The organism is Pseudoalteromonas sp. 0303 (assembly GCF_013349995.1).
Taxonomy (GTDB): domain Bacteria; phylum Pseudomonadota; class Gammaproteobacteria; order Enterobacterales; family Alteromonadaceae; genus Pseudoalteromonas.
In genome coordinates, this window is record NZ_JABVXF010000024.1 from 52,725 (window position 1) to 64,919 (window position 12,195).

Here is a 12,195-nt window from a genome sequence, read left to right on the forward strand (position 1 = left end):
TTAGTAATTACATATAAATCAGTCATTAAAAAAGCCGCTATAGAGCGGCTTTTCCGTAACTTGAATAAATTAAGCTGAGGTTGGGCCTGAGCTTTCCCGTACCACTAATGAAGGGGTAAAGGTCGTGATGATGTCTTTATCTTGATTACGTGCACCACGGGTTTTTCTAAACAGTAAACGCGCTGCATGCTGCGAAATCACATCATTCGCCTGATGAGCTGTAGTGAGTTTAGGCCAAGTCTGACGCGAGAACGGTGAGTCCTCGAAGCCGGTAATTGATAACTGCTGTGGAATTTCGATCCCCATTAAGCGTGAGGCGAATAACGCGCCTGCTGCCATTTCATCGTTACCGCCTAGTAAGGCAGTGATGTTTTTAGGGTTATTTTCACCCAGCAATGCTTTTGCACCTTCTACACCTGATTCAAAAGAATACTGGCCTTCATAGATCAGCTCATCATTCATCGAGATGCTGTGATCTTTTAATGCGGCCTGATAACCCTCTAAGCGTTCAGTTGTTGATTTATGCTCTTTGTCACCACATAAAAAACCAATATTCTTATGGCCTAGCGAGAGTAGGTGAGAAGTAATTTCGTACGCAGCGGCGTAGTCGTTCACATAGATACAAGTGTCTTGGTCTTCTTCTGTAGGGCGACCAGAGAGTACGCGTACATAATGAATACCCATTTCATCAAGCATCTCGATGATACTGCTTTGCTCTGACAGCGGTGGCGTTAATACAAGGCCTGCTAAGCGAGAGCGCTTGATCATGGTTTTAAAGTCTTCTTCCATGTTGCCATCAAGGTAGTTACATGGATGAATCACCAGCTCATAGCCTTCTTCTTTACAGCGCGACAACACACCATTTTGCATATCGATGACATAATAAGCATTCGGGTTGTCATAAACTAAACCAACAGTAAAAGACGATGTGCCTGCTAGGTTTCGAGCTGCAAGGTTTGGTTGATAGTTCAACGTGTTAACAGCGTCCATCACTATGTCGTACGTTTTTTTTCTGACCGATGGCTCTTTATTAATTACTCGCGATACGGTTTTCATTGAAACACCAGCGAGTTTGGCTACATCATTTATGGTTACTTTCATACTGTTACTTTATAGTTAGTTATATTTGTATTATAATAATATTGAAAAGTGTTCACCAGAGCGCTTTTTCTGAATAGGTACATCAATATTTAATATAAGTTAGTTAGTGTATCTAATGTTCTACCAAATTAGCAGTAAAATAATTGAGATAATTTTTATGATACCGGTGTCAAAAGAGAAAAATTGCGCTATTATCTCGACTATAAAATGTAAAAGTAGAACATTGACAGCGTTGTCATTTTAACTTAGTGTTAATTTTCATCGTGTTTTTAATTGCTGTCTTTATTCAACATTAATAAAAAGATAGTTAAAAATCAGTTTGTTGCAAGTTTTGAGGGGATTATATATATGAGCAGCCGTTCGCAATTAGCTAGTTGGCAAGCACTATCTGAAAGTGCCAAGAAGATGAAACAAATTCATCTTAAAGATTTATTTGCCAAAGATAGCACGCGTTTCGAGCAATTCTCTGCTCAGATCCCAGGTGTATTATTCGATTACTCAAAACAACAAATTGATAAGACTGTTTTTGAACAATTAATTGCTTTAGCGAAAGAGTGCGATATCAGCGCATGGCGCGAAAAGATGTTCAGTGGTGAGAAAATTAACATTACTGAAGACCGTGCTGTACTTCATACTGCTTTACGTAACCGCGCTAACACAGCTGTAATGGTTGATGGTGAAAACGTAACAGACGCTGTTAACGCTGAGCTTGCTAAAATGAAAGCCTTTGTTGGCAAAGTACGCAGTGGCGAGTGGTTAGGCTACACAGGTAAAGCTGTAAAAGATGTTGTTGCTATTGGTGTAGGTGGTTCAAACCTTGGTCCGCAAATGGCAACCGAAGCACTTGCTGCTTATGCTGACGACACATTAAATGTTCACTATGTATCAAATGTTGATGGTGTTCAAATTGCATCTGTTTTACAGGCTTTAGATGTTGAGACAACATTATTTGTTATCTCATCTAAAACATTTACAACCTCAGAAACCATGACTAACGCTAAATCGGCTGTTGAGTGGTTTTTACAAACAGCACAAGCGCAAGAACATATTGCTAAGCACTTTGTAGCTGTAAGCACTAATTTAGAAAAAACAGCGGCCTTTGGTATCGCTGATGAAAACGTATTCACAATGTGGGATTGGGTCGGCGGTCGCTTTTCTTTATGGAGTGCGATAGGATTACCAATCGCACTGTACCTAGGCTTCGACGCGTTCGAAGAGATCCTAGAAGGTGCGTTTGAAATTGATGAGCATTTTAAAAATGCTGAATTTGAAAATAACGTACCATTGTTAATGGCGCTTTTAAGTGTTTGGAACACTAGCTTTTTAGGTTATACGGCACAAGCTATTTTACCGTATGACCAAGCACTACACATGTTACCTGCGTATTTACAGCAAGGTGAGATGGAAAGTAACGGTAAGCATGTTACTTTTGCTGGTGAAACGGTTCCTTACACGACGGTTCCAATTATTTGGGGTATGACAGGTATTAATGGTCAACATGCTTTTTACCAATGTCTGCACCAAGGTAATGTAATTGTACCTGCTGACTTTATTGCCTCAATTGAGCCGCAAGTAAATGTTGGTAAGCACCATGATATTTTATTATCAAACTTCTTTGCACAAACCGAAGCGATGATGGCTGGTGTTGATGCAGAGCAAGTAACTGCAGATTTAACCGCAAAAGGTAAATCTGAAGCAGAAATTGCAGAATTATTGAATCATAAGATTCACCAAGGCAATCGCCCAACAACGTCAATGTTGTTAGATAAAGTTGATGCGAAAACGGTAGGACGTTTAATTGCGCTTTATGAGCACAAGATCTTCTGCCAAGGCATTATCTTAGAAATCTGTTCATTTGACCAATGGGGTGTAGAGCTAGGTAAGGGACTTGCCTCTAAAATTGAAGCTGAATTATTTGATGACGCAGTCAGTCATCCACACGACAGCTCAACCAACGGACTGATCGCTTACTATAAAACACATCGTAAGCAGTAATAGATTCGCAGCAACAGCTGCAAACCGAATACCTTTGAACGGGTAGCGCTGGAGTTCTTAGGGCCTGTATTTTTGTGAGAGGATTTACAGAGCCCCTAAGACTCATTTACTTCAGCCAACATAAGAATAATGAGCAAACTACTTACAACAAATTCAACAGGCTTTGTTAAAGGGATCATCTAACACAGCCAATCAACCAGATAACAACACGCACTGCCATACTGTATGAGTCGATTAACATGGCATTGCCAATGTAGAGAGTGATATATGTTAAATCCATTTGATATCGTAATTTTTGGGGGCGGCGGTGATCTTGCGTTACGTAAGTTACTTCCTGCAATGTATCGCGCTTATCAAGAGGGCAACCTTCCTCAAGGTTCTCGTATCCTTCCTACGGTACGTGAAGAAAGCAAACGTAAAGAATACATCGAAACAGCACATAAAGCGTTACAAGACTTTTTAGGTAAAGGTGAGTACAACGCAAAAGATTGGAAAGCATTTTCAGCTTATCTTGTGCCAGTTGTAACGAATGTAACCGAAGCCGATGATGACTGGGATAAACTAAAAGATATCCTTGATGAACACGATGCTGATAAGTCTCGTGTTTTTTACCTTTCATTACCACCTGCAGTGTACGGTAGCTGTTGTGAAATCTTATCTAAGAAAGGTCTGATCACAGAAACGTCACGCGTTGTTGTTGAAAAACCGATTGGTTACTGTGGTGAGTCTGCTGAAGCAATCAATGCAAAAATTGCTGAATACTTCAAAGAAGAGCAAGTATTCCGTATTGACCATTACTTAGGTAAAGAAACAGTACAAAACTTAATGGCACTGCGTTTTTCAAACTCACTGTTTGAAAACCTGTGGGATGCAAAATCAATCGATAACATCCAAATCAGCTTATCAGAAACAGTGGGCCTAGAAAGCCGCGCTGGTTTCTACGATAAAGCGGGTGCATTACGCGATATGGTACAAAACCACTTGTTACAATTACTTTGCTTAGTGGCAATGGAATCACCAAACAAATTAAACGCGAACAGCATCCGTACTGAGAAATTAAAAGTACTTGAGTCGTTACGTCCGTTAGTGGCTGAAGATGTTGATGCAAACATTGTACGTGGTCAGTATGTACCAGGTAACTTAGACGGTAAAATCGTCCCAGGTTACTTAGAAGAATTAAACGAAGGTGCGAGCAAAACAGAAACTTTTGTTGCTATTCGTGCGCACATCGATAACTGGCGTTGGGCAGGTGTGCCTTTCTATCTTCGTACTGGTAAACGTATGAAAAAGCGTTGTGCTGAAATCGTTGTTGAATACAAAAAAGTATCTCACAACGTTTATACTGACAACGTAGGTAACATTGAGCCAAATCGTCTTGTTATTCGTCTGCAACCAGAAGAAACAATTCAATTAACACTGATGTCTAAGCGCCTTGATAACCTTGAGATGCAATTAGAACCAGTAACCATGAACATTGAGTTATCGCAAGCGTACAGTAATGGTTTCCATTCAGATGCTTACAAGCGCTTAATGTTAGATGCCGCAGCAAATAACCCATCACTGTTTATTCACCGTGATGAAGTGCGTCAAGCATGGAAATGGATTGACCCAATCATTGAGCGTTGGCAAGAAAAAGGTGCACCATCGTTATACCGAGCTGGTACATGGGGCCCTGAAGATGCAGATGAGCTTTTAGAAGAAAACAACCACGTTTGGTTTAACACAGGCGATAAGGCGTAATTAAGATGGCAACAATTGTTGAAAAATTCTTTGCAAACAAAGACGAATTAACAGCTGAGCTTTCTTCAAGCCTTGAACAAAGCCTTGTTGCTGGTATTAAAGAAGATGGTCGCGCGGTACTGATGGTATCGGGTGGCTCATCGCCAGCACCTGCTTATAAGCACTTATCAAACCTTGAGCTTGATTGGGCAAACATTGATGTTGCTATGGTTGATGAGCGTTGGGTTGATGCTGATCATGAAAAAAGTAATGAAGCATTTATCAAAAGCACGCTATTACAAAACCATGGCGCTGCAGCTAATTTCGTAACAATGAAAAATGACGCATTAACGGCACAAAACGGTGTTGCTGAATGTGAAGCTGCATACAAAGCATTAAAGCGTCCTTTTGATGTGACAATTTTAGGCATGGGTCCAGATGGTCATACGGCTTCTCTTTTCCCTCATGCCGAAGGCCTTGAACACGGCCTTGCGACAGATGATTTAGTATGTGCAATTAACGCTATTGAAAGCGATGTAACAGGTAAAATCACTGAGCGTATGACGTTAACTTTAGCTGCGATTGCAGACTCTAAAGTAGTGAAGCTTTTAATTAGCGGTGAAGAAAAGCTCGCTGTTTACAAGCAAGCGAAAGAGGGCGGTGCAGTTGCTGACATGCCTTTACGTGCTGTATTGAATCACCCACATATCAATATCGAAGTTTATTGGGCGCCTTAATCGCCCGATTAAACTCAATGTCAAAAGCGAGCTATTATGCTCGCTTTTTTGTTTTAAATTCTCATCTTTAACAAACGATTTTGCATAAATACGCTTTCTTTAAATAGCCCGATAAAGTGTTAGACAAGTACAAAATGGCTCTATATAATTAAAATGACAACGCTGTCATTATTATTGGTTGTTATTCTCAACATCCCCTTTAACTCATTCTGCCCAGAAAAAGTTAAAAATAATTTGAACATGACAGCGTGCTTTTAGGATTAGGTTAGTTTTTTAAGCTAATTTATTGTTAGATAACAGGTTTTATATAACTTTTAGTTATGGTTAATAAACGTCCAATGGAAACTAAAGCTTACAAAAATACATGTAATTTTTAGCAAATTTCAAAAACTCATCCTTTTGGTCTTTTCATCTGCAATATCACTCATGCTATATTTGCGCCGTTTATTTGTAACAATTCTTAAAAACTCAATATTAAATATTAGTTATATCAATAGCTTGATTATTTCGTTGTAAATTTTTTGCACAAATTAACCAAAAAGATGTAGCACAAATGTAATTTAGAGTGTATGGTTTGTTACTAAATGACAGCGTTGTCATCATCACTGGGCAGAAGTGATATAAAAAACCAACAAAATGATTCAAGGGGAATCCTGTGTTAGCTAAAAATTTTAAGAAAAGCTTATTAGCAGTTAATATCGGCCTCGTAATGAGTGCTGGGTTCACTGGCGCTGCATACGCAGCAGAAGAAACTAAAGTTCAAGAAGATGTTGAAGTAATTGAAGTTCGCGGTATTCGCCGTTCACTTGAAGCTTCAATGAATACTAAGCGCTTTGCTGACAGCGTTGTCGATGCTGTTTCTGCAGAAGACATCGGTAAGTTTCCTGATGGCGATGTAGGTGAAGCACTTGGTCGTATTTCAGGTGTTGCTGTTAACCGTCAATTCGGTCAAGGTCAGCAAGTGTCTATTCGTGGTGCTTCAAGCCAATTAACACGCACACTTTTAAACGGTCAAACTGTTGCATCAACAGGTTGGTATGACCAACAATCAATCGACCGTAGCTTCAACTACACGCTTTTACCACCTGAATTAGTTGGTGAAATCCAAGTTTATAAATCTTCTCAAGCTGACGTTGTAGAAGGTGGTGTTGGTGGTACTGTTATTGTTAACACTCGTAAGCCACTTGATCTTGACGCTGGTACAACTTTCTTAAGTGCAAAAGCCGACTACGGCACAATCTCTGAAGAAACAGACCCTCAAGTTTCTGGCTTATTTAGCTGGAAAAATGACGAAGAAACATTCGGTTTATTAGGTTCAGTATCTTGGGCTGAAACAAACTACCAACGTAACGGTATCGAATCACTGATCGGTTGGGGTGATATTGTTCCTACTACGTTCCAACAAGAGCGTGAGCGTACAGCATTAAATGCAACTTTCCAGTATCGTCCTACAGAAAACCTAGAGCTAGGTTTAAACATTATGAGCCTTGAGTTAGATGCAAACAATGCAAATACCTCAAACTTCGTAATGTTCCCTGACGACAAAGAAGCAGCTTGTGAGCAAACAAATGCATCAGGTACATGTACTTTCTACCGTCGTACTGGTGAAGGCGCAAACCCAGGTTGGGTTCAAACTTGGGCACGTATCGCAAGCATGACATCTGACACAGCAGATTTCAGCCTTAAATACGAGGGTGACTATTTCACATTAAAAGGTCGTTTCGGTACAACTGAATCAGAAGGTGGTACAGACCTAACTGCAAACTACGGTAACTTCATCGGTGTTCCATCTGATTACGCTGGTACTTATGATGCTACTGGTGATGTAATAAAAATTGATATCAATAACAAATACTTTGAAGCATCAGATTTTGCAGGTCCATTATCTCCAGCTGGTTGGGCACTTAAAAAGCAACCTAACACAGATGAAGAAACTTACGCACAGTTAGACCTTTCATTCCCTGTTGATTTTGGTGCTATCACAGCAATCAAAACAGGTTTCCGTTGGGCTGACCATGAAGTAAAACAAGAGACTTACTCAACTACGTTAGTTGATACATTACCAAGTGGTGATGGTGAGACTTACTACTCAGGTACAATGTCATCAGGTGCAGGTTTCACTTTACCTGAGCCAGATTTTGACAAAATGGTAGCTGATGCACGTGCTGCAATTGCAAGCTTCGATAATGATTCAGCTGTATACCGCTCAGGTTACGGTACAATCGAAGAAGAAAACTTCGCAGTTTACGCAATGGCTGAGTTCTCTGCAGAATCTATCCGCGGTAACTTCGGTTTACGTTATATCTCTACAGATGCAGAATCAGATTACTACGGTTTTGCAAATGGTGAGTACGAAAGTTCACTAAGCACAGATAAAGCGAGCTACAACGACGTATTACCTAGCATCAATATCGCATTCGATTTAGCTGAAGATGTAATTTTACGTACCTCTGCTGCACAGGTTATTGCACGTCCTAATTACACAGATATGTTCTCTGCATCATCTTTTGCAGGTTACGCTGATGGTACAGCAAATAACGAAGTACTAACTAAAGGTAACGTAGGCCTTAACCCATTCAAAGCAACTCAAGCTGATTTAGGTATCGAGTGGTACTTTGATGGTGACGGTATGGTAAGTGCAACTTACTTCTTCAAAGACATCACATCATTTGTTACTTCAAGCCAAATCTTGAATCAACAAATAGGTGTTGTAGACCCAGATACTCAAGGTGATAACTGGACGCTATCTACTAAGCTTAATGCAAGTGGTGGCCAAATCGAAGGTATCGAGCTACAAATTCAAGATGGCTTTGACAGTGGCTTTGGTTACTCAGCAAACTACACATTCGTAGATGCACCATCAGAAGCTGAAAACTACCCAGATATGATCCCATTATTCTCAGATTCGTCTAAGCATACTGTGAACTTAGTGGGTTACTATGAAACAGATACTTACTCAGCACGTTTAGCTTATAACTGGCGTTCAGAGTACATGATCCGTGAGCTACCTGGTTTCTATGGTAACCGTGAGCACCAATCATACGGTACTCTTGATTTCAGTGCTAACTACAGCGTAACTGACAACATTGACGTAACGTTTGAAGCTGTTAACTTAACTGAAGAAGACAGCGTACAAATCGGTGTTGCTCCTTCTGATGCAGAAGTCGTTCCTGAGCTTCGTAACGGCTACCCAGCATGGAGCTTTGAAGGTGAAGCACGCTACAAGCTAGGTGTATCACTACGTTTCTAATTTGATTTAGATAACGAAATTAAGAAAGCCCAGCTCGCACTGGGCTTTTTTGTGAGTAAAAAGTGGGCGAGTAAAAATGATAAAAAAAATCGCAATTGTTGGTGGCGGAACCGCAGGTTGGTTAGCCGCTAACCATTTGGGTCATGCGCTTTTGCAAAGTGGCATTGAGATCACGTTAATCGAGTCTCCTAATATTGCCAGCATAGGTGTCGGTGAAGGTACTGTTCCTTCGATGCGCAACTCTTTGCAAAAGTTTGGTATCAGTGAAAGTGACTTTATCAATGAATGTGATGTTACTTTTAAACAGTCAATCAAGTTTGTAAATTGGCTAGATAAACACAAACATGGTGCTAACTTTTACCATCATTTATTTGATCACCCACATATATTCGGTGAGGAGTTAACGCAGCAGTGGCTTGCTGAGGGTAACGGTAATGATTACGCCGAGTTTGTTTCTAAGCAACATGCGTGTTGTGAAAATAACCTAGCACCGAAAACAATTGCGACACCGCAATATGCAGGTATCAATGGCTATGCCTATCATTTTGATGCTAAAAAGTTTGCTGCATTCTTAGGAAGCCATGCAACGCAACATTTTGCTGTAAAACACCTGTTTACAGAAATTAAAGATGTCAGCTGTGATGAGCAAGGTTTTATTACACACCTAATCGACTCAGAAGGTAACGCCTTAGAGTTTGACTTTATTATTGATTGCTCAGGCTTTTCGGCTGCCTTTATTGGGCAAAAACTAGGGGTGGGCTTTGTTGATAAGTCAGATAGTTTATTAACTGATACTGCAATCACATTGCAAGTACCGACACAAAGCGATGATGAAATACCGCCTTACACTATTGCTACGGCACACCAAGCCGGTTGGATCTGGGATATTGCGCTCACAGAGCGAAGAGGAGTGGGGTTTGTTTATTCATCTAAGTATATGAGCGATGAGCAAGCACACGCTAAATTGCATCATTATTTAGGTAATAAATTTGAGCACTTAACGCCAAGAAAGATCCCAATGAAAGTAGGGCATAGAGAAAAAATGTGGCACAAAAACTGTGTCGCTATAGGACTGTCGCAAGGATTTGTTGAGCCACTTGAAGCAACTGCCATCTTAATTGCAGACTTTTCTGCGGGGTTATTAGCAAAGCGTTTTCCGCGTACCCGAGATGACATTAACTTAGTTGCTGATGATTATAATCAGCAGGTGAATTATGTATGGCAACAAACGTTCGATTTTATAAAAATGCATTACTGTATTTCGGATAGAACTGATTCAGCCTTTTGGCGTGATAACAAAAAAGCCGACCAGTTATCAGACAAACTAAAAAATAACCTAGCACGCTGGCATCGCTTTACACCAGTACGCGAAGACTTTGCCAGTAAGTTTGATTTATTCGACTTAGAAAACTACTTATATGTATTGTTTGGTATGCATTATGTACCTGCCAAACAGCAATCTAAGCAGGGCGACAATCAACAAGTTGCTGAATTTAAACAGCAACGCGTCAAGCAGTTATTAAGCGAGCTACCTAAGCACAGAGAACTATTAGATAAAATAAAGAAATTTGGCTTACAGAAGTACTAATTTGATTAACTGAGCTGGCTAAAAAAGTATTAGTCAGCTTAGCTAATTCTAAAAAATGAAGAGATAGATAAACGGCTGTTGCTTATATCATTGCTGTACTCTTTGTGATTAAAAAGAGCTGCGCTATGCAATAGGTTGCTCTTATAAATTACGAGCCTATTAATCTTCGCTTCAATATCCACCACTTTTTCAAAAAGCGCTGTTGTTTCATTTAAATAGCCTTGATGAGTTGCGCTGTGTTTTTCTGTATCAGCAATCATGTTATGCACGCTATTTTGGTTATCAGCTGTCACTTTAATAATATTCTCAGGCAGGTATTTGTATATGCCTGTGCCGCCCCATTCTTTAGGAGATAAATAATGCACTGCTGCAAATGTTTTATCATCCGTTGAATCAATATGTGGCATACGCTGTAAGGTATTTAATTCATCCGCATTTTGAGTAACTAATGAAAGCTTACAGCGGTGAAGATATAAATTATTTTCACCGCTTGTAATGATCCCTTGCTCTAAAAGCTCGTTAAGTAGCTGCTCAAAGGCTCGGTAATAAGGCGCAGGCATTTCATCTCGTTTGCCTGGGTAAAGTGTGCCATCGCTGCCAAAAGGCTGGAAATAGGCCGTATCTGTGGCAAATTGATAAATAGGCTCAACGCTGTGTAAAAAGTCATCAACAATAATGACAGTCTCATTAATTTCAGCAATAAACACTTGGCTTACTTTATAGTCTTTATTTAATTGATAGCCTTCCATTGTCTGCCTTAGTCTCCCCATAATTGTTGAATATACTAACAAAAATAGTGGCTTATGCGTGATAATATTTACTTGTTTATAGCTTGTTTTTTCATCATTTGGGGTTGATTGGTAATGTAGGTAAATTTGTTAATTTATAATGTACAAACTGCCACAAAATTTTCACTTCCTTTTTGTTGCCAAAACCTATAGGCTTTGGGCACTAACAGCAAAAACATATTATAAAATTAATGGAGCAGTATCATGGCGGAGCAACAAGTACAGCCTTTACATAACGAAAAACATGCCAACACTAAAATTCAAAATGGCATCAACATTGAGTTCATGAAAACTCAGCACTTAGTACCTGTGGTTGCACACGAATTTGCACGCATCGCAAATGAATTCCCAATGGCATTTGTTAAAAACAACGAATCAGGTCAATTCCAAGCAGTTGCTTTATTTGGTCTAGAGCCAGGCGAGAACCTTTTCATTCAAGACGACAAATGGACTGCTGCATTTGCACCTATGTCTATGACTCGTTACCCACTAGGTCTTGTTAAGCACCCAGAAGCTGACCAATTTGGTATCGTAATCGACGAAGCAAGCCCGCTTGTAAGCGAAGAAACAGGTAATGCACTTTTCGAAAACGGTGAAGAAACTGAGTACCTTAAGCGTCGTAAAGAAGCGCTTGTTTCTTTCATCGAGTTCTCTCAGGTAACTGAAGCATTCACTAAGTACCTTGCAGACAAAGAACTACTAGTAGCTCAAACGCTAACTGTAGAAATTAAAGGTGAGAAAAAAGACATCAACGGTATCTACCTTGTTGATGAGAAAAAGCTTAACTCACTAAGTGATGAAGAGTTCTTAGACCTTCGTAAGCGTGGCTACTTAGCACCTATCTACTCTTTCTTAACGTCTACTCACCAAGTAGCACGTTTAGCACGTTTAAAAGCAGCTCAAGCTTAATTTTAAACTGCTGAAAAAAGCGCCATTAGGCTAATGCTGATCAGTTAAGAAGTTGATCAGTTGACCGATCAGAATGATCATGCACAATCCGTAGTTAGGCAACTAACT

The 12,195-nt window shown here is 39.9% G+C and carries 8 protein-coding genes; 6 read left to right on the plus strand and 2 right to left on the minus strand.

The annotated features are described in order from the left end of the window. Nucleotides 1-69: 69 nt before the first annotated feature. Nucleotides 70-1,101 (minus strand): LacI family DNA-binding transcriptional regulator, encoded by a 1,032-nt coding sequence (locus HUS62_RS15470; protein ID WP_175080223.1) that lies wholly within the window; start codon nt 1,099-1,101, stop codon nt 70-72. A 348-nt stretch (nt 1,102-1,449) separates the two neighbouring features. Between HUS62_RS15470 and pgi the strand changes: the two genes are divergently transcribed. From pgi to HUS62_RS15495, 5 genes are all read left to right on the plus strand, one after another. Continuing rightward, nucleotides 1,450-3,096 carry a glucose-6-phosphate isomerase gene (pgi, locus tag HUS62_RS15475; protein ID WP_175080224.1) on the plus strand — a complete coding sequence of 549 codons (1,647 nt, stop codon included), beginning with the start codon at nt 1,450-1,452 and terminating at the stop codon, nt 3,094-3,096. A 267-nt stretch (nt 3,097-3,363) separates the two neighbouring features. Next, a complete protein-coding gene (gene zwf / locus HUS62_RS15480; protein ID WP_054563610.1) occupies nt 3,364-4,836 on the plus strand; it encodes a glucose-6-phosphate dehydrogenase in 1,473 nt (490 codons plus the stop codon). A gap of 5 nt (nt 4,837-4,841) precedes the next feature. Beyond that, nucleotides 4,842-5,552 (plus strand): 6-phosphogluconolactonase, encoded by a 711-nt coding sequence (gene pgl / locus HUS62_RS15485; RefSeq protein ID WP_058586230.1) that lies wholly within the window; start codon nt 4,842-4,844, stop codon nt 5,550-5,552. A gap of 709 nt (nt 5,553-6,261) precedes the next feature. After that, a complete protein-coding gene (locus HUS62_RS15490; RefSeq protein ID WP_175080229.1) occupies nt 6,262-8,802 on the plus strand; it encodes a TonB-dependent receptor in 2,541 nt (846 codons plus the stop codon). Nucleotides 8,803-8,878: 76 nt separating this feature from the next. Continuing rightward, nucleotides 8,879-10,390 (plus strand): tryptophan halogenase family protein, encoded by a 1,512-nt coding sequence (locus HUS62_RS15495; RefSeq protein ID WP_175080225.1) that lies wholly within the window; start codon nt 8,879-8,881, stop codon nt 10,388-10,390. A gap of 38 nt (nt 10,391-10,428) precedes the next feature. Here HUS62_RS15495 and HUS62_RS15500 read toward each other — a convergent pair whose 3' ends face one another. Beyond that, nucleotides 10,429-11,139: a DUF6445 family protein gene (locus tag HUS62_RS15500; RefSeq protein WP_175080226.1), complete on the minus strand. Its 711-nt coding sequence runs from the start codon at nt 11,137-11,139 to the stop codon at nt 10,429-10,431. Nucleotides 11,140-11,382: 243 nt separating this feature from the next. On the opposite strand from HUS62_RS15500, the gene HUS62_RS15505 reads away from it, so the two are divergent. Then, nucleotides 11,383-12,087 (plus strand): SapC family protein, encoded by a 705-nt coding sequence (locus HUS62_RS15505; protein ID WP_054563614.1) that lies wholly within the window; start codon nt 11,383-11,385, stop codon nt 12,085-12,087. Nucleotides 12,088-12,195 lie beyond the last annotated feature (108 nt).

Bases quoted from the DNA above. Each gene is read 5' to 3' on its own strand.
- HUS62_RS15470 (WP_175080223.1), bottom strand. From the start codon at position 1,101: ATGAAAGTAACCATAAATGATGTAGCCAAACTCGCTGGTGTTTCAATG.
- pgi (WP_175080224.1), top strand. From the start codon at position 1,450: ATGAGCAGCCGTTCGCAATTAGCTAGTTGGCAAGCACTATCTGAAAGT.
- zwf (WP_054563610.1), top strand. From the start codon at position 3,364: ATGTTAAATCCATTTGATATCGTAATTTTTGGGGGCGGCGGTGATCTT.
- pgl (WP_058586230.1), top strand. From the start codon at position 4,842: ATGGCAACAATTGTTGAAAAATTCTTTGCAAACAAAGACGAATTAACA.
- HUS62_RS15490 (WP_175080229.1), top strand. From the start codon at position 6,262: ATGAGTGCTGGGTTCACTGGCGCTGCATACGCAGCAGAAGAAACTAAA.
- HUS62_RS15495 (WP_175080225.1), top strand. From the start codon at position 8,879: ATGATAAAAAAAATCGCAATTGTTGGTGGCGGAACCGCAGGTTGGTTA.
- HUS62_RS15500 (WP_175080226.1), bottom strand. From the start codon at position 11,139: ATGGAAGGCTATCAATTAAATAAAGACTATAAAGTAAGCCAAGTGTTT.
- HUS62_RS15505 (WP_054563614.1), top strand. From the start codon at position 11,383: ATGGCGGAGCAACAAGTACAGCCTTTACATAACGAAAAACATGCCAAC.